This is a genomic window from Candidatus Eisenbacteria bacterium, from assembly GCA_035577985.1.
Lineage (GTDB): Bacteria > Desulfobacterota > Binatia > DP-6 > DP-6 > DATJZY01.
In genome coordinates, this window is record DATJZY010000121.1 from 23,651 (window position 1) to 41,916 (window position 18,266).

Below are 18,266 nucleotides of genomic sequence, written 5' to 3' on the forward strand. Positions count from 1 at the left end.
GCCGTTTGCCTGGCGATTGCACTGCGCTATAAGACCGGCAATATGAACCGCCCCGGAGTCTGCACCGTGTGTCGACGCCGCAAGGAGAAGGTCCACCGGAATCGGGGGTCCGGCAAGCTCATCTGTCCCGCGTGCTCCGATCGGCTGCGCCTGCGAACCGACGCGTGCGCGAGCTGCGGCGCGCGCAAGCTGCTGCAAGCGCGCGGACGCTGCTTCGCCTGCTACAAGCGCGAGTGGCGCGCGCGTCGCGGCGAGGGCGCCTCGCAAACGCCGACGACCCTTTCCACCCCGGGCCTGCTCCGCTCCGCGTAGCGCCGCGCGCGGCGTCCCCAACCCCACCACGCGGTATCGCTAGAGACCCGCGCGCCGGGTGTCAACCGCGCGCGCGGAGACCGGCCCAAGACTCCGTCGTGGGTCGGGGGTTCGCATCGACCGTAGGCCGTCGTCGCGCTGCAACGCGTGTAGTTCGTCTGCCGCGCCAGCTTGGCTGGCCGCGGCATGCCGGTCGCGCGTGCCACGAACGCGACACACTCGCGTCCCACCCCGAGCCAAGACGGAGTCTTGGCTCGGCTCGCTAGCGGCGCGTCCAGAGACGGATCGTCTGGTCGGGACCGGTGGCGACGTTGAGGAGCGCGAGCGAGATGCGCGGCCCGCCCGCCGTGCTCGCGAGGGCGCGACCGTCCGGGCGCCACGCGACTGCGCTCACCACGTCGGCATGGCCCGGGAGCCGATCGTAGACGGCGCCGGTGTCGGCCGTGAAGACGTAGACGTCCTCGTCGCTGCCACCCGCGGCGATGAGCGCGCCGTCGGGACTCCAATCGAGGGCGTGGAGCGCCGCCTTCCGCGGCCCGGCGGTCCGGTACACGACGCCGCCCGACGCGGCGTCGAAAACCGACAGGACGCCGTCGGTCCCGATGCCCGCCACGCGGTCGCCGGGGGGCGCGACGCGCACGTTCCACACCCAGCCGTGCCCGCCGTCGATCCAGCGCTGCGCGGGTGAGACGAGCGCCTCGTTGGCGGCGCACCAGCCGACCTGAGCCTCGTACGACAGCGCCGCGAACGCGGCGATCGTACCCACGTCCCAGCGGTCGCGATCGACGTCGACGTCCCACGCGACCACGCGCCCGCGCCGGTCGCCGGTGACGAGCCCATCCGGAAGCCAGGCGACCGACGCGAAATTGCCCGCCTCGCGGTCGTAGAGCGCCGACACGACCCGGAACTGGTCCGGACCGGGTTCGAGCTGCCAGATGCGGATCATGCGGTCGCGGCTCGCCCCGGCGAGGAATCGCCCGTCGGGCGAGAACGCGAGCGCCGTCGTCCAGCCGTCGATCTCGGGCAGGGCCCGCACGGCGCCCGCGGCGGCCGGGAACTGTCCGGGCTTGCACGTGGCGCTCCCGGTACCGGTGGGATCCCACAGCTTGATCGCGTGGTCGCCGCCTCCGTCGGCGATGATCTCGCCCAGGAAGGGATTCCGCGTCCAGGCGGTCGCGATCACCCAGAAGTAGTGGCAGGCGAAGCTCTTCTCGAGCGTCGCCGCTTCGACGTCTGCGACCCGCGTGTCGTAGCGCAGCCCGCTCGCGCGCTCGCGGAACCGGCCGCCGACCGCGATGCGGGTCGCGTCGGGCGACCACGCGAGCGCGAGACCTCGCCCCGGAAGATCGATCGTACCGGCCGCGTCGAAGTGGACGTTCGCCGGCGGAAGCGGAACGTCTCCGCCGTCGGCCGTGCGCGGCGCCCGAGGCCGCCGCGGCTTGTGCGGGGGGTGGGGTCGGTGCGGCGTCCGTGCTTCCACCACAGCCACCATCGTCACGCTCACCACGAGCGCCAGCACCGCGGACCACCCCCACCACCGCATGGTCGGCCACGAGGAGCAACGTTCGTTCCACCCCTACGCCCGACGTCTGCCGTAGCCGCTGCGTACAAGCGTGCGCGCCCGATTCGCCCGCCCGACGCGACGCCATCACCATTTCGCCATGCGCCCTGCTGGGCGGATTGGCGCCCCGCGCGCGGGTTGACGGTCGAGGGGCCCCTTCGATAAGCGCCCCGACATGATCACGCTCTATCATTCGGCCCAGTCACGCTCGGTGCGGCCGCGGTGGATGCTCGAAGAGATCGGTGTTCCGTACGATCTGCGGCGCGTGAACCTCGAGGCCGGCGAGCAGAAGACGCCCGAGTTCCTGAAGATCAATCCGAACGGCGCCGTGCCGGCGCTCGTCGACGGCGAGGTCAAGCTGTTCGAGTCGGGCGCCATCTCGCAGTACCTGGCCGATCGCTTTCCCGAGAAGCGCCTCGCACCGCCCGTGGGCACGCCCGCGCGCGGCTACTACTATCAGTGGATCCACTTCGGCCTGTGCACGATCGAGCCTCCGCTGCTCACGATCTTCCTGCACACGGTCGCGAAGCCCGAGAGCGAGCGCATCCCGCAGCTCCTCGAGCCGGCACGCCAGCAGCTTCGCGCCGCCCTGGCCGTGCTCGACCGTGCGCTGGCCGGCCACACCTTCCTGGTCGGCGACGACCTCACGACCGGCGACGTCATGGTCGCCTCCACGCTCGCGTGGGCCCAGATGCTCGGGCTCCTCGACGCGAGCTTTCCCGCGACGGCCGCCTATCTCGGCCGGCTCATGGGCCGCTCGGCGTTCCGGCGCGCGATGGCCGACTGATACCGTCAGCAAGCGGCTGGGCGATCGTGCGGCTGCTCACCTTGTAGACGACGCTGGCCGTCGCGGCGAGGACGCCCGACGCGGTCCGGACCTCGACGCGGCAGAAGACCGTCGATCGCCCCCGCTTCTCGACCCATCCCTCGGCGATCGCATCCTCACCGGCCACCGCATCGAGGTACTGGATCGTCATCGCGACGGTGAGGAGCGCGCGCCGGTCGTCGTAGGCGCTCCCGATCGCGGGCACGACGACGGTGTCGACGAGCGTCGCGACGGCGCCGCCGTGCAGGACGCCCTGGGGCTGGTCGATCTCGCGACGGTGCGGCAGGCGCATGCGGGCGTAGTCTTGCCGCACCTCCTCGAGCACGAGGCCGACGTAGCCCGGAAAGAACGGGGCCGCCCCTTCCTCGCGCTGCCCGAAGCGAGCCCACGTGGCGAGTCGCTCGGGCGTGATCGGAGGAAAGCGGTCGGCGTTCGGCGCGGTCATGGCGGCGGTTCTTCCTGGCGCGGCGTGCCGTGGCAACCATGTCGACGGCCGTGCTAAGGCGCGCCGGCGCGATGAACGGCGACTGGAAGCGCTACCCGTACGTCCCGGGCTGGGGGGACCCCGCCTGGTTCCGTTTCCCCGACGTAGACGGCTACCGCGAAGACCTCGGCATGGCGACGTACTTCGTCGACGGCTTCCTGCGCGGGCGGACGAGCGGGCGCGAGTACGCCTTCATGACCATCGTGACCGACATGCACGTGGTGGCGAAGCGCCTGCGCGCGAGCTTCTACACCTTCGCGCTCTACGACCGCGCGCGCCGCCGCTACGGGACATACACCGACTACGACTTCCCTGCCCCGCTGCGCTGGCGATCGCGCTACAAGCTCGAGGCCGGGCGCGGCCACCTCGCGCTGCGCTACGCCGCGCCGGCGGGACCCGTGCGATGGGAGAACGCTCGCGACGGCGACGGCGCGCTGCGCCCGTTCGCGTGGTCGATCGAGCTGCGCGGGAAAGACCACCACGGCGACCCCATGCTGCTCGATCTCGAGGTGGACGCCGTGCGGCCGCCGGCGCCGCTCGGGGGTCGGGCGCTCGGCGGCGAGATGATGTTCCTCGGCCTCCCATCGACCTTCTCCTACTTCCAGAGCGGGCTCCGCATGCGCGGGCGCCTCGGGTGGGGCGAGATCGGCGAGGAGGTCGAGGGCGAGGTCGGCTGGATCGACCGCCAATGGGCCGTGCACGACTTCAGCCGCCACCAGGACCGCAGGAGCGCGCGCTACCGCAACGAGTGGCGCGTCATGCAGTTCACGAACGGCTGGGACATGAGCTGCTTCCATCAATACCTCCGGCCGGCCCGGAACGCCGTCGTCCCGTGGACCGGCATGTCGGCACAGGGCCCCGCCCCCGCGTTCGAGATCCGCGCCACGACCCGCATCGAGCTCGACTTCCCGGAGTTCATCCGCAGCCCCGGGGTCGTACGCGGCCGCGAGATGCTCACCGACGGCCCGCGCTGGTTCCCCTACCGCTATCACCTGCGCGCCCCCGAGCTCGGCGTCGACGTCACGGCGGAGCCCTGGGTCGACGCGCCCGCGCACGCGCTGCCGATCGAGTACTGGACGGGCCCGGTACGGATCACGGGGCGGGTCTTCGACGCGCCGGCCACCGGCGTCGGCTTCGACGAGAGGAGTCGGCCGTGGATCCACGGCTTCGAGATCGCCGAAGCCGTCCGCCGCACGGCGCAGCACCTGCCCGACCTCGAGCCGGAGACGCGCCAGATGCTCGCCTATCGCGCCTGGGAGACCGAGGCGCTCGCCCTGCGCGATCGCGACGCGGCCCGCGCACACGTGACCCGGCATGTCGTACCGCTGCTCTCCGGCATCCCGGCCGCCGCCCGCGAACGTCTCGAAGGCATGCTGCAGGACCTGGTGACGGTCCTCTCGAGCAGACGACGCCTCCCCTGACGTGTCCTCGCCATCGCACGACGCCTCGGCTATAGCCCGCCGGCATGTCGACGATCCGGATCGCCGATCACGACGGCGGCGTGCGCCTGCTGACGCTCGATCGCCCGCCCGCGAACGCGCTCGACGAGACGCTGCTCGCCGACCTCTCGACCGCGCTCGACGATGCACGCGAGACCGCCTCGGTGCGCGCGGTCGTCCTCACGGGCGCCGGCGCGTTCTTCAGCGGCGGATTCGACCTGTCGGCGCCGCGGCGGGACGCCGAGCGCTCGGACGCGCTGCGCGTGCTGTATCGCGATTCGCACCTGCGGCTCCTCACCTTCCCCAAGCCGACGCTCGCGATGCTGGGCGGCCACGCCGTCGCGGGCGGTCTCGTGCTGGTGCTCGCGTGCGACTACCGGCTCGGTGCCGAGGGTGACTACAAGGTCGGTCTCAACGAGGTCGCGATCGGCGCCTCGTTCCCGCGCGTCGCGATGGAGATCGTGCGCCTGCGCCTGGCCCACGCGCGCGCCGCGGAGCTGTTGCTGGGTGCGGCGGTGTATCCCGCGAGCCAGGCGACCCGTCTCGGCATCGTCGACGAGCTGCTCCCCGCCGAGAAGCTCACGGACACCGTGCTCCGGCGGGCCGCGCGCATGGGTGCGTTCCCGCGCGAAGCGTACGCCCACACGAAGGCTGCCCTGGTCGAGGACGCCGTTCGCCGCGTCATGGGCGAGTCGCCCGATGCCGACGCGCGCTCCGCCGCCGTGTGGATGACGCCCGAGAGCCGCGCCGCGCGCGCCCGCCAGCGCGAGAAGATCGGCAAGTCCGCGCGTTGAGCCGTCGCGGGTTGACCGGCCAGGCCGAAAGACGGAAACCGACCCCCGGAGGACGACGATGCGAGTCGTAGTGAACAGGGATCTCTGCGAAGGGAACGCCCTCTGTGTGAAGGAAGCGCCCGAGGTCTTCTCGCTCGGCGACGACGATCAGGCGCGCGTGCTGATCGAGCATCCGGGCGAGGCGCTGCGCGCGAAGGTCGACCGCGCCGTGCGTCGCTGTCCGCGCAACGCCCTCACCCTGCTCGAGGACTGAGCGTGGCCGAGCACGCGCTCTCCGGCAAGACCGCGCTCGTGACCGGCGGCGGGAGCGGGATCGGCCTCGCCTGCGCTCGCGCGCTGCTGCGCGACGGTTGCAGCGTGACGCTCATGGGTCGCACCGAATCGCGTCTCGTCGAAGCGGCCGAAGGCCTCCGGCGCGAGGCGCCGGGCGGCACCCAGGTCGCGTGGCACGCGGGCGACGTCGTCGACGAGGCCGCCGTCCTCGCCGCGGTCGCGAAGGCCGCGGCGCCGACCGGCCGTCTCGACATCGCGGTCGCCAACGCCGGCGCGGGCGCCGGCGGTCCGATCTTCTCCACCAGCGTCGAGATGTGGCGCTACACGATGGACGTGAACCTGACCGGAACCTTCCTCACGGTGAAGCACGCCGGGGAGAAGATGGGCGCGGGCGGCGGCGGCTCGATCGTCGCCGTGTCGTCGATCGCCGGCCCCCTCACCCACCGCTTCATGGCGCCCTACTGCGCCTCCAAGGCGGGCGTCGAGATGCTCATCAAGGTCGCGGCCGACGAGCTGGGCCCGCTCGGCATCCGGGCGAACGCCGTGCGGCCGAGCCTCGTCCCGACCGAGATGGCCGATCCGCTGGTGCAGGACCAGGCCATCGTCGACGACTACCTGGACCAGATTCCGCTCGGGCGTCTCGGGACGGTGGACGACGTCGCCGCGGCGGTGCGCTACCTCGCCGGCCCCGAGTCGAGCTGGGTCACCGGGCAGTGCATCGCGATCGACGGCGGGCACACGCTGCGACGCGGCCCGCGCATCGAGACGATGGTCGAGCGCTTCTTCGGCGCCGACACGATGACCGGGATGGACAGCCGGCGGCCCGGCCGTCCCACCCGTTGACCCGCGCCGTCCGATCGGCGACAACCCGCGCGTGCAACCGGGCGACACGATCCTCTACAGCGGCGCCGCGCAGGGCGCCGAGGCCGCCTTCGGGGAAGCCGCCGAGCGCCACGGCGTCCAGGAGGTGAACTTCACCTTCGAAGGCCACTCCGATGCGCGCACGCGCGGCATCCGCGTGCTGACCAGCGAGGAGCTGCGCCACGGTGACGTGAGCCTCACCTACGTGAGCCGCATCATGAACCGGAAGTATCCGGACACGCCGCTCTTCCGGAAGGTGCTGCAGAGCATCTGGCACCAGGTGAACCACGGCCAGCAGATCTTCGTCGTCGGCGCGATCCTGCCCGACCAGACCGTGCGTGGCGGCACCGGCGTCGCGGCCGAATACGCGAAGTTCTTCAACAAGCCCCTCTTCGTGTTCGACCAGACGAAGAACGGGTGGTTCCGCTGGAGCGGCGACACGTGGGAGCCGGCCCGCGATCCGGTGATCAGCGAGCGGCACTTCACGGGCACCGGCACGCGCTTTCTCGAGCCCGGCGGCAAGGCCGCGATCGACGCGCTCTTTGGGCGCAGCTTCGGCTGATCCGACGCGCCGATGAGCGCCGGTCGGGGCATCGTGCGCACCGCCCGCCGTCCGGCCGGCTGGATCGCGCCCGGTCCCGCGCCACGCGCTCGCGACGACGTCGCGCCAGGTCCCGGCGAGGACCTCTGCTTCCTCTCCGGCGAGTGGCGCATCCTGCAGCGGGTGGACGGACACCGCTGGTCGCTCGACGACCTGGTGACGGCGTGGCTCGCGGCGCGCGTCGCGGCGTCGAGCCCGCCACGCCGGCTCCTCGACCTCGGGTGCGGCATCGGGAGCGTCCTCCTGATGCTCGCCTGGCGTTTTCCGGACGCGATCGCGGTGGGCGTCGAGGCGCAGGCGGTGAGCGTCGACCTCGCGCGTCGATCGATCGCGTGGAACGGGTGCGGCGATCGCTGCACGGTGCGCGAGGGCGATCTCCGTGACCCGCAGCTCGTACCCGAGGGCATCTTCGATCTCGTCACCGGGACGCCGCCGTATCTTCCGATCGGCACGGCGCGCGAGTCGCGCCGCGTACAGAAAGGTCCTTGCAACTTCGAGCATCGCGGCGGCATCGAGGCGTACGCGACGGCGGCGGCGTCCGCGCTCGCGCCGGGCGGCGCCGCCGTCGTCTGCGAGCAGGCGAGCCAGGACCCGCGCGTCCACGCGGCCGCCGCCGGCGCGGGACTGGGCGTCGCCTGCACGCTGCCGGTCGTGCCGCGTGCCGGCAAGGCGCCGCTCTTCTCGGTCCACGAGATGCGCCGTCGCGAGGAGACCAGGTCGCACGAGATGCTCGCGCCGCTCGTCGTGCGGGACACCCGCGGTGCCCGCACGCCGGCCTTCCGGGCGCTGCGTGGGGAAATGGGCCTTCCGCCCTGAGGCGGCGCTCGACACTCGCGCGGCTGCCCGTATGCTCGATGCCATGGGTCAGCCAAGCCTCGAGACGTTGCAGTACCAGGCGGAGCAGCTCACGACGGCCATGCAGGCGCTCACCTCGCTGACGCGCACGCCGCAGGAGCGGCTCGATCGGGCAATCTCCTACTTCAGCCGGACCTTCCGGGACGATCCCACCGGGCACGCCTTCGCGCTCTGGCGCCGGATCTACAAGGCGATCGGCGACCCGCCCGTCGGCACGACCCTGGCCGTGAAGCTCGATACCCTGACCCCCGAGGAGCAGGAGACCATCTCCCAGGCCATCTGCGAGCTCCAGGCGGAGATCCAGAAGACCTGCTGGGAGGCCGAGCGTCTCGCGGCCGAGGCGGCCCAGGCGGCCGAGGCCTCCGAGGCTTGACCCGGGGGGTCGGGCAGGCGAAACCAATTCGCCATGTCCGAACGACGAGACACCCCCGAGCAGGCCGAGTTCCGCGAATACTGCCGCCGCTGGCTGGCCGAGAACCGTCCGGCGCCCCCGAGCTTCCGGCTGCCGCTCATGCCGATCGAGACGGCGACCGAGGAGCAGCGGCGCTACCTCTGTGCCTGGCAGAAGAAGTGCCACCAGGCGGGCCTGATCGGCGCCGACTACCCGAAGGAGTACGGCGGCGGCGGCCACAAGGGCTTCCAGACCATCGCGAGCCAGGAGGTCGGCCACGCCGGCGTGCCCTTCATGATCAACGTCATCGGGCTCTCGATGGCGGCGCCGACGATCCTCAACCACGGCACCGAGGAACAGAAGCAGCGCTTCCTGCCGCCGCTCTTCTCCGCCGACGAGATCTGGTGCCAGGGGTTCTCGGAGCCGAACGCCGGCAGCGACCTCGCCAACGCACAGGCCTCGGCCGTCCGTCAGGGCGACAACTGGGTCATCAACGGCCACAAGGTGTGGACGAGCCTCGCCCACTTCGCGAGCTGGATGATCATGGTGTGCCGCCACTCGACCGCCCACAAGTACGAGGGCCTCACGTACTTCATCGTTCCGATCGGCGGCACCAAGGGCGTGACGGTCCGACCGCTCATCAAGATCACGGGCGAGACGGGGTTCAACGAGGTGCTCTTCGAGGACGTCGTCGTCCCGGACACGCTGCGTGTCGACGCCGTCGGCAAGGGCTGGACGGTCGCCATGACGACGCTTCTCTACGAGCGCGGCGCAGCCGAGGGCGCGGGCAGCGGCGGCGGCGCGTCCTTCGAGGACGAGCTGAAGGCCCTCGTCGCGCTCGCCAAGCGCACCCGCCGCAATGGCGGCACCGCGTGGGACGACGCGGTCGTGCGCGACAAGATCGTGCAGCTCCTCGTGCGCGCCGAAGGCCTCCGGCAGACGGCACGCCGCATGCGCGTCGAAGCGCTCGGCGATCATCCGATGCGCCTTCCGCTGCAGGCGAAGGTCCTCATGACCGAGCTCATCCAGGACGTGGGCGCGCTCGGCGTCGAGATCGCCGGCGCGGGCGCGACGCGCTACCTGGGCGATCCCAACGCGCCCGACGGCGGGCACTGGCCGCACACGTACATGAACTCCTACGGCATGACGATCGCCGCCGGGTCGAACGAGATCCAGCGCAACATTCTCGGTGAGCGGGTGCTCGGCCTCGCGAAGTCGAAGTAGGGACGCACCCGACGATGGCACTGACGAAGGATTTCGGCTTCGGCCCCGACGAGCGCCTGGTGCGCGACCAGGCGCGGAAGTTCCTGCGTGACAACTTCGGCATCGAGCGACTGCGCAAGCTGGTCGCCGCCGACCACCACGAGGCCTATGAGAGCGCCGTCCAGCCAGCGCCGTACGACAAGACCCTCTGGCAGCAGATGGTCGAGCTCGGGTGGACTGGTCTCGCAGTTCCGGAAGCGGCCGGCGGCGTCGGCATGAAGATGATCGCCGTCGCGACGCTCGCCGAAGAGGTGGGCCGCGCCGCCCTGCCCTCGCCGCTGACCGCGACCCTCATCGCCACCACGGTTCTGCGCGCCGCCGGATCGACCCCGTGGCTCGAGCGCGTGGCCGGCGGTGAGGCGGCGACGCTCGCCGTGACGAACGCCGACGGATCCTGGGAGCCCGCCGACACCGACGTCACGGCGACGGTGGCCGACGGCGGCATCGTCCTCGACGGCACCGCCGCGTTCGTGCAGGACGCACGCAAGGCACAGATCTTCATCGTGTCTGCGAAGGGCAAGAGCGGCGTCGACCTCTACGCCGTGCCGGCGAACGCGCCCGGGTTCACCATCACGCCCGACCGCATTGTGGACCTCACGCGCGACCAGGCGACGGTCAGCCTGAAGCAGGTCAAGATCGGCGCCGACGCTGCCGTCACCACCGGCGGCCGCGGTCCGGCCGCGATCGAGACGGCGACACCCGCCATCCTCACCATCGTCGCCGCCGACCTCTGCGGCGCCGCCGAATGGCAGCTCCAGACCACGACCGAGTACGCGCGCACGCGGGTCCAGTTCGACCATCCGATCGGCTTCTTCCAGGCGGTGAAGCATCCCATCGTGAACATGATGCTGGCCGTCGATCGCGCGCGCTCGCTCATGTACGCCGCCGCCTGCGCGATCGACCACGAGCCGGGCGATGCCCTCCGTCTGGCGCGGATGGCCAAGGCCGCGGCCTCCGATGCGGCCGCCTTCTGCTCCGACCGCTCGGTCCAGCTCCACGGCGGCATCGGCTTCACGTGGGAGTGCGACGTCCACCTCTACTTCAAGCGCCAGAAGCACAATCAGCTCCTGTACGGGGACGGACCGTATCAGCGCGCGAAGCTGGCCTCGCTCCTCGACGCCATCTGACGACCGGCGCGATGCGACGTCTCGAGAATCGAGTGATCCTGGTCACGGGTGCCGCCTCCGGCATCGGTCGTGCCACGGCCGAGCGGCTCGCCGACGAGGGCGGCAAGCTCTTCTGCGTCGACGTGCAGATCGACGCCGTGCGCGAGCTGGTCACCGCCATCGCGGCGCGCGGCGGCGAGGCCACGGCCCAGGCCTGCGACGTCAGCGACGAGCGGCAGGTCGCGGAGACGATCGCCGCGTGCGTCGACCGCTACGGCCGCCTCGACGTCCTCTGCAACGTCGCCGGCATCCTGCGCTTCGATCACTTCCACGACCTGCGCACGGAGGACTGGAACCGCGTCCTCGCCGTGAATCTCACGGGGACCTTTCTCGTGTGCCGCGCCGCGCTCCCCCATCTCCTGAAGACGAAGGGCAACATCGTGAACGTGGCGTCGACGGCGGCGCTCGCGGCGCAGCCGTGGGCGGCGGCGTACGCGGCGTCGAAGGGTGGCATCCTCGCCCTCACGCACACGCTCGCGATCGACTACGTGAAGCAGGGCCTGCGCGTGAACGCCGTGTGCCCGGGCGACATCCAGACGCCGATCATGAACGCGTTCCGGCTACCCGAGGGGGCAAACCCGAAGCTCCTGCGGCGCGTGATGGCCCCGATGGGGACGGGCAAGCCCGAGCACGTGGCCGGCGTGATCGCGATGTTGGCCTCGGACGACGGCGCGTTCGTCACCGGCGAGCACATCCGCATCGACGGCGGCACGCTCGCCTGAACCCGATCAGGGGCCGCCGCGGACGGCGCGCACGAAGCCGGTGTTGGTCTTCGTCAAGAAGGTCACGCTACCGTCGAAGAGAGCTGCGCTCGCGCCAACCTCGAGCTTCGCATAGGGTCGATCCCGACAGATGAGCGATCGGTCGCCGGAACCGAGCTCCGCTGGCGACGCCACGTCACGGGCAGCCGAGGTGGTCCAGCGCGAGGTGCGCGACTTCGTTCGGGCACACGAGCGGCGGCGCCGCCAGCTCCCTCGCGCGATCGTCGTCGGGTTGCTGGCCGGCATCACGGCGGTCGCCTTCACCCGTGTTCTCGCCGAGGCCGACGATCTCCGGACCACGTTCATCGCCTGGGCCCACACCTTGGGCCCCTGGGGATTCGCCTTCCCCGTCTCGCTGGCGGCGCTCGGCGCCGGCGCAGCCGTTGGCCTCGTACGTCGGATGGCACCGGAGGCCTCCGGTAGCGGCATTCCACAGCTCGAGGCCGTCCTGCATCACCTGCGGCCGATGCGGGGCGCTCGAGTTCTCGCGGTCAAGTTCATCGGCGGGGTGCTGGGGATCGGGGGCGGCCTCGCGCTCGGCCGCGAAGGCCCGACGATCCAGATGGGCGGCGCGCTCGGACAGCTGACCAGTCAGTGGTTCCGGTGTACGCCGCGCGAGCGCCAGACCCTCATCGCCGCCGGAGCCGGCGCCGGGCTCGCCGCGGCCTTCAACGCGCCGCTGGCTGGTCTCGTCTTCGTTCTCGAGGAGGTCCAGCGGGACTTCTCGCCGACCGTGTTCACCACGACGCTGATCGCCGCCGTGACGGCCGATGTCGTCACGCGGCTTCTGATCGGCCAGCTGCCGGTATTCCACGTGCGCACGGAGTCCATTCCCCCGTTGCAGGTCCTGCCCGTGGCGCTGCTCGTCGGAGCCGCTGCCGGTCTGTTCGGCGTCGCATTCAATCGCGCCCTCGTCGGGGCGCTCGACCTGTTCCAGCGGTTGGGCAACGGACTGTCGTGGGCGAGCGGTGCCGTCGCGGGAGCCGTCGTGGGGGGCGCTGGCTGGTTCGTGCCGATCGCGCTCGGCGGCGGACACGGTCTCGTCGAGCAGACGCTGGCGGGTGCGCTCGCCCTCCCGGCGCTGGCGGGGTCCTTCGTGCTCCGCTTCGCCCTCACGATGCTGAGCTACGGCAGCGGCGCGCCGGGTGGCATCTTCGCCCCGCTCCTCGTCCTCGGCTCACAGCTCGGCCTGGGGGTCGGGCTCCTCGCACAGCACGTGGTCCCGAGCGCAGTCGAGCATCCCGCGCTGTTCGCGGTCGTCGGGATGGCGGCCTATTTCACCGCGATCGTGCGCGCTCCACTCACGGGCATCGTCCTGATGGTCGAGATGACGGGCAACTATTCGCTGGTCCTCCCGTTGCTCGGGGCATGCCTCACGGCCTACGGGATGGCGGACGCCCTGGGCGACCGCCCGGTATACGAGGCGCTGCTCGAACGCGACCTTCTCCGCGGCGAGCCCATGTCGAACCTCGAATCGGCGCTGCTGCTCGAGCTGACGCTCGCGGCGGGCGCTCCCTTCGAGGGACAGCGCATCCGCGAGATCGGGCTGCCGCCGGGCTGCGTGATCGTCACCGTCAGCCGCAAGACGGGCGAGCACGTGCCCACGGGCGACTTCCGCCTCGAGGCGGGGGATCGCCTGACGGCCGTCGTCGCCGCCGATGCCCCGGCGGCTGCCGCTCTTCTTCGCTCGGGTGTGAACGGCGACCGCCGCTGACGGCGGTCACATCAGGCCGGCGCGTCGACCGCGAGCTTCGGACGGCGCTCCTCGGGCAGATGGTCGTACAGATCGGCCACCAGGTCGGAGCGCAGCGTCCGGTGCTGCGAGTCGTTCCAGAGGTTCCGCCACTGATGGGGATCGTCGTCGACGTTGTAGAGCTCGCCCTCGGTGCCGTCGTACACGACGGGTGACGGCGTCAGCACCCAGTCGCCCATCGTCTTCTCGAGACCGTTCGGCTGGCCGGCGGTGCTGGGCTCGTAGGTCGTGAGCAACCAGCCGTCGCGGTAGATCGAGCGCAGGTGCATGCCGTAGCCGGGAAACTGGCTGTCCCATTCGCACAGCACGCGCTGGCGTGTGCCGTCCTCGGCGGTCGGGAGGGCACGGCCCTGCATCCACGATGCGGGCGCGACGCCCGCGATCGCGCAGAACGTCGGCGCCAGATCGACCTGTCCGACCGGCTGGCGCACCTCCGCCGGCGCGACCTTCGCCGAAGGCGCCGGACGCCACACGAGCGGTAGCCGCATCAGCGCGTCGGTGTGGAACGGTCCCTTGTAGACGAAGCCGAAGTCGCCCTGCATCTCGCCGTGGTCGGTCGTGAAGACGACGTCGGTGTCGGCGTCCCAGCCGCGCTCGGCGATCCGACGCACGACGCGCCCGCAGGCCTCGTCGATGAGCTCGTTCATGACGTGCGCCTTGGCGTTGATCTCGCGGATGTTGTCGGCGGAGAGCGCCTGCGGCCGATAGTTCATCGGCCCGCCCTCCATGTTGATCCACCGGCCCTCCCAGCACGCGAGCCAGTGTCCCGGCTTCTGCGCGAGGATCGCCCGGATCTTCTCCTCCGAGCCGGGATGTCCGGGCGGCAGCGGCAGGTCCCGCCACGGCACGCGATGGAGCTCGGAGGCCGGCGGATCCCAGGGGTGGTGCGGGTCCGGAAAGCTCATCCAGACGAACCAGTCCTCGCCGTCGCCGAGCGAGTCCAGGAACTCGATCGTGCGATCGGCCACCCAGTCGGTGTGGTACCACTCGCGCGGGATGGGGTTGTTCTTGGTCTCGGGCGCGCCCGTGTCGCCGCCGCCGTCGGCGTTGAGCAGCGGTGCGAAGCCGTCGATGCACTCGGGATGGTTCCGTTTGAGCCACCGCCCGTAGTGGCCGACGGTGCGCTTCCCGAAGGCCGGGATGTGGGTCGCGTGGATCGCGCGCTCGAAGCCGCGCCACGGTCCGAAGTCGTCGCGCGCCTGGCGCGCGTTCTCCTCGAAGCGCAGCGTCGGGTCGAAGTTCGGCTCGAAGTGCGCCTTGCCGAGGAGCGCGGTGCGATAGCCGGCCTTGTCGTGGAGGTAGGCCGCCACGCTCGGCGCGTCGCCGGGCAGCGCGACGCCGTTCGCGTAGACGCCGTGCGTGCGCACGTACTGGCCCGTCAGCATGGTCGAGCGCGCCGGCATGCAGACCGCGTTCTGGTTGTAGGCGCGACGGTAGTTGATGCCGCTGCGTGCCCAGCCGTCGACGACCGGCGTGCGGGCGTATCTGCCACCGTTGCACCCGAGCGAGTCGTAGCGCTGCTGGTCGGTGGTGATGAAGAGGATCTTGCGTCCCATGGGTAGGGGAGCGAGCTACCACGGCTGCGCGCTCAGGCGCCAGCCGCGGTTCGGCAGCTTGCGCACACGACCAGCGGTGTGAAAGATTTCTGGCGGCGGGTTCCGCCATGACGACGCTGGACGGTAGCTCCCCAGAACGCGATCGCGGCGGCGGTGGACAACTGACGTCCCAGCCCCGGATACGGAACGTGAGATCATGAGCGGACCACACCTCGCGTGTCCCGCCTGCGGTCACGCGAACCCCGGTGCGACGAAGTTCTGCCACGAGTGCGGAACCCCCCTGGCGCGCCAATGCGCGAAGTGCGGTGTCGACCTGGCGCCGAGCATGAAGTTCTGCGGCGACTGCGGCACGGCCGTGGCGGCCAAACCATCTCCGGTGGTCACCCCCGCGCACCTCGCCGACAAGATCCGCGGTGCACGCACGGCACTCGAGGGGGAGCGCAAGCAGGTGACCGTGCTCTTTGCCGACGTGAAGGGCTCGATGACGCTCGCCGAGGGGGCCGATCCCGAGGCGTTCCACCGCGTCATGGAGCGCACGGCGCGCCTGCTCGCCGACGGCGTCCATCGGTACGAGGGAACGGTCACCCAATACACGGGCGACGGCGTCATGGCGCTCTTTGGAGCTCCCATCGCGCACGAGGACCACGCGCAGCGTGCCTGCTTCACGGCGCTGCATCTTCGCGAGACGCTCGGCCGCTACGCCGACGAGCTGCGGCTCTCGGACGGCCTCAATCTCTCGCTGCGCATCGGCGTCAACTCCGGCGAGGTCGTCGTCGGGCGCATCGGGGACGATCTCAAGATGGACTACACGGCGCAGGGGCACACCGTCGGCCTCGCCGCACGCATGGAGCAGATTGCGGCGGCCGACCGCGCCTACGTGAGCGAGCACACGGCGCGCATCGTCGACGGCTACTTCCGGCTGCGCGACCTCGGGCCGCTCGCCGTGAAGGGCGCGAGCGAGCCCGTGCGGGTCTACGAACTCGAAGACGTCGGCGCGCTCAAGACGCGCCTCGACGTCTCCCAGACGCGCGGCTTCTCGCGCTTCGTCGGTCGGATCGACGAGGTCGCGACGCTCGAGGCCGCGCTCGCCCGCGCGATGGAGGGCCACGGACAGGTGATCGGCGTCGTCGCCGAGCCGGGAGTCGGCAAGAGCCGCCTCTGTTGGGAGTTCGTCCAGCGCTGCCGGGCCCGGGGGATCGCAGTGCAGGACGCGCACTGCGTCCCGCACGGGAAGACCATCCCGTATCTGCCGGTGCTCGAGCTCCTGCGAAAGATCCACGGCGTGACCGAGCAGGACCGCCCACAGACGGCGCGCGAGAAGATCGCCGGGCGGCTCCTCCTTCTCGACGAGGGACTCCGCGAGAGCCTTCCGCTCGTATTCGACTTCATGGGCGTGCCCGATCCGGAGCACCCGCTGCCCCGCATGGACCCCGAGGCACGGCAGCGCCAGCTCCTCGCGGTCGTGCGGCGTTCGGTCCTGGCGCGCAGCCGACGCGAGACGGCCGTCACCGTCATCGAGGACCTGCACTGGCTCGACGGGGCGAGCGAGGGCTTCGTGGAGACGCTCGTCGACGCGGCGGCCGGCACGCGCACGCTGCTGCTCGTGAACTTCCGACCCGAGTATCACGCGGGATGGATGCAGCGGTCGTACTACCAGCAGCTGCCGCTGCTCCCGCTCGGGTCCGATGCCATCGAGGAGCTGCTGCGCGAGCTTCTCGGCACCGGCAGCGCTCTCGCCGGTCTCGTCAGGCTGATCCGCGAGCGCACCGGCGGCAACCCTTTCTTCGTGGAGGAGGTCGTGCGGTCGCTGGCCGAGAGCGGAGTGCTCTCGGGCACGCGCGGCGCGTATTGGCTCGCCAAACCGGTCGAGGCGATCGCGCTTCCGACCACCGTACAGGCCATCCTGGCGGCGCGGATCGACCGTCTCGGCGAACGCGAGAAGACGGTGCTGCAGACGGGGGCGGTGGTCGGGAAGGAGTTCCCCGAGTCGATTCTGCAACGCGTCGTCGATCTCGAAGAAGCCGACCTCGCATCGGCGCTGCGCGCCCTCGTCGCCGCGGAGTTCTTCTACGAGGAGGCGCTCTACCCCGAGCCCGTGTACGCCTTCAAGCATCCGCTGACGCAGGAGGTGGCGTATCGATCCCAGCTCGGCGAGCGCCGGCGGCAGCTTCATACGGCCGTCGCACGCGCGATCGAGGAGGCGTATCCGACAAAGCTCGACGAGCAGGCGGCGCTCCTCGCGCAGCATTGGGATGCGGCGGGCGAGCCCTTCGTCGCCGCGACCTGGCACCAGCGCGCGGCGGGCTGGATCGGCGTGCGCGACCGGGCCGAGACCCTGCGCCATTGGAGCGAGGTCAGGCGTCTCCTCGCAACGGTGCCCGTCTCGCCCGAGGCGCTCGCCCTCGGCGTCATGGCGCGTGACGCGATGCTGCTCCACGGGCTCTTCTGCGGCATGACCGACGACGAGGCGCACACCCTGTTCACCGAGGGGATGGCCCTGGCCGAGGATCTTCAGGAGCCGAGCTCGCGCATCCGTCTGCTGACCCGCCTCGGTAGTCGCAAGAGCCTCACCGGCATCCCGGAAGAGGCGCTGGCGCCGCTCGAGGAGGCTCGGCGGCTTGCGGCCGAGACCGGAGATCCGTTCCTCGAGTTCCTGACACGATTCTCGCTGTCGGGCGCTGCGATGAACCTCGGACACCTCGAGGACGCGATCGTCCACCTCGACCACTGCATGGTCGCCTGCGGCGGCGATCCCGAGTACGGCGCCGGCATAACGGGCTTCAGCGTGTTGGCGTACCTGCTCGCCGTGCGTGGATTCGCGCTCGCGAACCAGGGACACTGGATGGAGGCGCTGCGGTCCGCCGAGCGCGCCACCGAGATCGCACGGCAGCGCCGAGACCTCGAGATGCTGATGATCGGGGGCACCGCGGGGCTCGTCGCGTGCGAGATGATGGGCGACGCTCCGGGCGCGCTCGCCCATGGGACCGAGTCGATGCGAGCCGCCGAGGCCGGGGCCGAAGGCCTTCGGCAATCCGCGCTGTGGGCCCTCGGGCGGGCCCACCTGATGCAGGGCGAGTGGCGGGGTGCGATCGACATGCTCGCGGCCTCGCTCGCCCAAACCCGGACGGCACGAACGGGCCTGGCGCAGGAGGGCATGATCCTCGCCTTTCTCGCCGACGCCCACCGCGGCGCCGGCGACCTCGGCCGCGCGCGCGAAATGGCCGACGAGGCGGTCGCGGTCGCGCGCCGCCGCAGGACGCGCATCTTCGAGATCGTCGCCCTGCTGGCCCGGGCCCGCGTGCTCCTCGCGGCCGACGGGCCCTCGCCCGGGGTCGAACGCGACCTCGACGACGCGACGGCGCTCATCGAG

Annotated in this window: 17 protein-coding genes; 14 read left to right on the forward strand and 3 right to left on the reverse strand. The window is 71.2% G+C overall.

Features of this window, described 5'->3' with window-relative positions:
* Positions 1 to 42: 42 nt before the first annotated feature.
* Positions 43 to 312 carry a hypothetical protein gene (locus VMS22_17105; protein HXJ35751.1) on the forward strand — a complete coding sequence of 90 codons (270 nt, stop codon included), beginning with the start codon at positions 43 to 45 and terminating at the stop codon, positions 310 to 312.
* A 262-nt stretch (positions 313 to 574) separates the two neighbouring features.
* Here VMS22_17105 and VMS22_17110 read toward each other — a convergent pair whose 3' ends face one another.
* A complete protein-coding gene (locus tag VMS22_17110; protein HXJ35752.1) occupies positions 575 to 1,855 on the reverse strand; it encodes a hypothetical protein in 1,281 nt (426 codons plus the stop codon).
* Positions 1,856 to 2,048: 193 nt separating this feature from the next.
* Between VMS22_17110 and VMS22_17115 the strand changes: the two genes are divergently transcribed.
* Positions 2,049 to 2,660 (forward strand): glutathione S-transferase family protein, encoded by a 612-nt coding sequence (locus VMS22_17115; GenBank protein HXJ35753.1) that lies wholly within the window; start codon positions 2,049 to 2,051, stop codon positions 2,658 to 2,660.
* On the opposite strand, the gene VMS22_17120 is transcribed toward VMS22_17115, so the two are convergent.
* Entirely contained in the window at positions 2,620 to 3,144 is a 525-nt protein-coding gene (locus tag VMS22_17120; protein ID HXJ35754.1) for a PaaI family thioesterase, read from the reverse strand. The genes VMS22_17115 and VMS22_17120 overlap by 41 nt on opposite strands.
* A gap of 71 nt (positions 3,145 to 3,215) precedes the next feature.
* Here VMS22_17120 and VMS22_17125 point away from each other — a divergent pair, with 71 nt between their 5' ends.
* The 11 genes from VMS22_17125 to clcA all read left to right on the forward strand — a co-directional run bounded on the left by VMS22_17125 (position 3,216) and on the right by clcA (position 13,301).
* A complete protein-coding gene (locus VMS22_17125) occupies positions 3,216 to 4,604 on the forward strand; it encodes a hypothetical protein (GenBank protein ID HXJ35755.1) in 1,389 nt (462 codons plus the stop codon).
* 44 nt (positions 4,605 to 4,648) lie between these two features.
* Positions 4,649 to 5,416: an enoyl-CoA hydratase/isomerase family protein gene (locus tag VMS22_17130; protein HXJ35756.1), complete on the forward strand. Its 768-nt coding sequence runs from the start codon at positions 4,649 to 4,651 to the stop codon at positions 5,414 to 5,416.
* A 58-nt stretch (positions 5,417 to 5,474) separates the two neighbouring features.
* Entirely contained in the window at positions 5,475 to 5,669 is a 195-nt protein-coding gene (locus VMS22_17135) for a ferredoxin (GenBank protein ID HXJ35757.1), read from the forward strand.
* 2 nt (positions 5,670 to 5,671) lie between these two features.
* Complete coding sequence (locus VMS22_17140) at positions 5,672 to 6,532, forward strand: SDR family oxidoreductase (GenBank protein ID HXJ35758.1); 861 nt, start codon at positions 5,672 to 5,674, stop codon at positions 6,530 to 6,532.
* A gap of 31 nt (positions 6,533 to 6,563) precedes the next feature.
* Positions 6,564 to 7,112, forward strand: coding sequence for a hypothetical protein (locus VMS22_17145; GenBank protein ID HXJ35759.1), 549 nt, complete (start codon positions 6,564 to 6,566; stop codon positions 7,110 to 7,112).
* Between the two features lie 12 nt (positions 7,113 to 7,124).
* Positions 7,125 to 7,967 (forward strand): methyltransferase domain-containing protein, encoded by an 843-nt coding sequence (locus VMS22_17150; protein ID HXJ35760.1) that lies wholly within the window; start codon positions 7,125 to 7,127, stop codon positions 7,965 to 7,967.
* Between the two features lie 43 nt (positions 7,968 to 8,010).
* Positions 8,011 to 8,379, forward strand: coding sequence for a hypothetical protein (locus VMS22_17155; GenBank protein ID HXJ35761.1), 369 nt, complete (start codon positions 8,011 to 8,013; stop codon positions 8,377 to 8,379).
* 33 nt (positions 8,380 to 8,412) lie between these two features.
* Complete coding sequence (locus VMS22_17160) at positions 8,413 to 9,621, forward strand: acyl-CoA dehydrogenase family protein (GenBank protein ID HXJ35762.1); 1,209 nt, start codon at positions 8,413 to 8,415, stop codon at positions 9,619 to 9,621.
* A 14-nt stretch (positions 9,622 to 9,635) separates the two neighbouring features.
* Positions 9,636 to 10,787, forward strand: a complete 1,152-nt coding sequence (locus VMS22_17165) for an acyl-CoA dehydrogenase family protein (GenBank protein HXJ35763.1) — start codon at positions 9,636 to 9,638, stop codon at positions 10,785 to 10,787.
* Positions 10,788 to 10,798: 11 nt separating this feature from the next.
* Positions 10,799 to 11,548, forward strand: a complete 750-nt coding sequence (locus VMS22_17170; GenBank protein HXJ35764.1) for an SDR family NAD(P)-dependent oxidoreductase — start codon at positions 10,799 to 10,801, stop codon at positions 11,546 to 11,548.
* Between the two features lie 130 nt (positions 11,549 to 11,678).
* Positions 11,679 to 13,301 (forward strand): H(+)/Cl(-) exchange transporter ClcA, encoded by a 1,623-nt coding sequence (gene clcA, locus VMS22_17175; protein ID HXJ35765.1) that lies wholly within the window; start codon positions 11,679 to 11,681, stop codon positions 13,299 to 13,301.
* Positions 13,302 to 13,312: 11 nt separating this feature from the next.
* Here clcA and VMS22_17180 read toward each other — a convergent pair whose 3' ends face one another.
* On the reverse strand, positions 13,313 to 14,896 hold the full coding sequence (locus tag VMS22_17180; GenBank protein ID HXJ35766.1) for a sulfatase-like hydrolase/transferase: 1,584 nt from the start codon (positions 14,894 to 14,896) through the stop codon (positions 13,313 to 13,315).
* Positions 14,897 to 15,092: 196 nt separating this feature from the next.
* Between VMS22_17180 and VMS22_17185 the strand changes: the two genes are divergently transcribed.
* The coding region (locus VMS22_17185) for an adenylate/guanylate cyclase domain-containing protein (protein ID HXJ35767.1) at positions 15,093 to 18,266 on the forward strand (3,174 nt) is incomplete at its 3' end.

What these genes read in the sequence shown, in the direction of transcription:
- VMS22_17105 (HXJ35751.1), top strand. Translation starts at nt 43, where the DNA reads ATGAACCGCCCCGGAGTCTGCACCGTGTGTCGACGCCGCAAGGAGAAG.
- VMS22_17155 (HXJ35761.1), top strand. Translation starts at nt 8,011, where the DNA reads ATGGGTCAGCCAAGCCTCGAGACGTTGCAGTACCAGGCGGAGCAGCTC.
- VMS22_17160 (HXJ35762.1), top strand. Translation starts at nt 8,413, where the DNA reads ATGTCCGAACGACGAGACACCCCCGAGCAGGCCGAGTTCCGCGAATAC.
- VMS22_17125 (HXJ35755.1), top strand. Translation starts at nt 3,216, where the DNA reads ATGAACGGCGACTGGAAGCGCTACCCGTACGTCCCGGGCTGGGGGGAC.
- VMS22_17165 (HXJ35763.1), top strand. Translation starts at nt 9,636, where the DNA reads ATGGCACTGACGAAGGATTTCGGCTTCGGCCCCGACGAGCGCCTGGTG.
- VMS22_17150 (HXJ35760.1), top strand. Translation starts at nt 7,125, where the DNA reads ATGAGCGCCGGTCGGGGCATCGTGCGCACCGCCCGCCGTCCGGCCGGC.
- VMS22_17110 (HXJ35752.1), bottom strand. Translation starts at nt 1,855, where the DNA reads ATGCGGTGGTGGGGGTGGTCCGCGGTGCTGGCGCTCGTGGTGAGCGTG.
- clcA (HXJ35765.1), top strand. Translation starts at nt 11,679, where the DNA reads ATGAGCGATCGGTCGCCGGAACCGAGCTCCGCTGGCGACGCCACGTCA.
- VMS22_17130 (HXJ35756.1), top strand. Translation starts at nt 4,649, where the DNA reads ATGTCGACGATCCGGATCGCCGATCACGACGGCGGCGTGCGCCTGCTG.
- VMS22_17170 (HXJ35764.1), top strand. Translation starts at nt 10,799, where the DNA reads ATGCGACGTCTCGAGAATCGAGTGATCCTGGTCACGGGTGCCGCCTCC.
- VMS22_17180 (HXJ35766.1), bottom strand. Translation starts at nt 14,896, where the DNA reads ATGGGACGCAAGATCCTCTTCATCACCACCGACCAGCAGCGCTACGAC.
- VMS22_17115 (HXJ35753.1), top strand. Translation starts at nt 2,049, where the DNA reads ATGATCACGCTCTATCATTCGGCCCAGTCACGCTCGGTGCGGCCGCGG.
- VMS22_17135 (HXJ35757.1), top strand. Translation starts at nt 5,475, where the DNA reads ATGCGAGTCGTAGTGAACAGGGATCTCTGCGAAGGGAACGCCCTCTGT.
- VMS22_17120 (HXJ35754.1), bottom strand. Translation starts at nt 3,144, where the DNA reads ATGACCGCGCCGAACGCCGACCGCTTTCCTCCGATCACGCCCGAGCGA.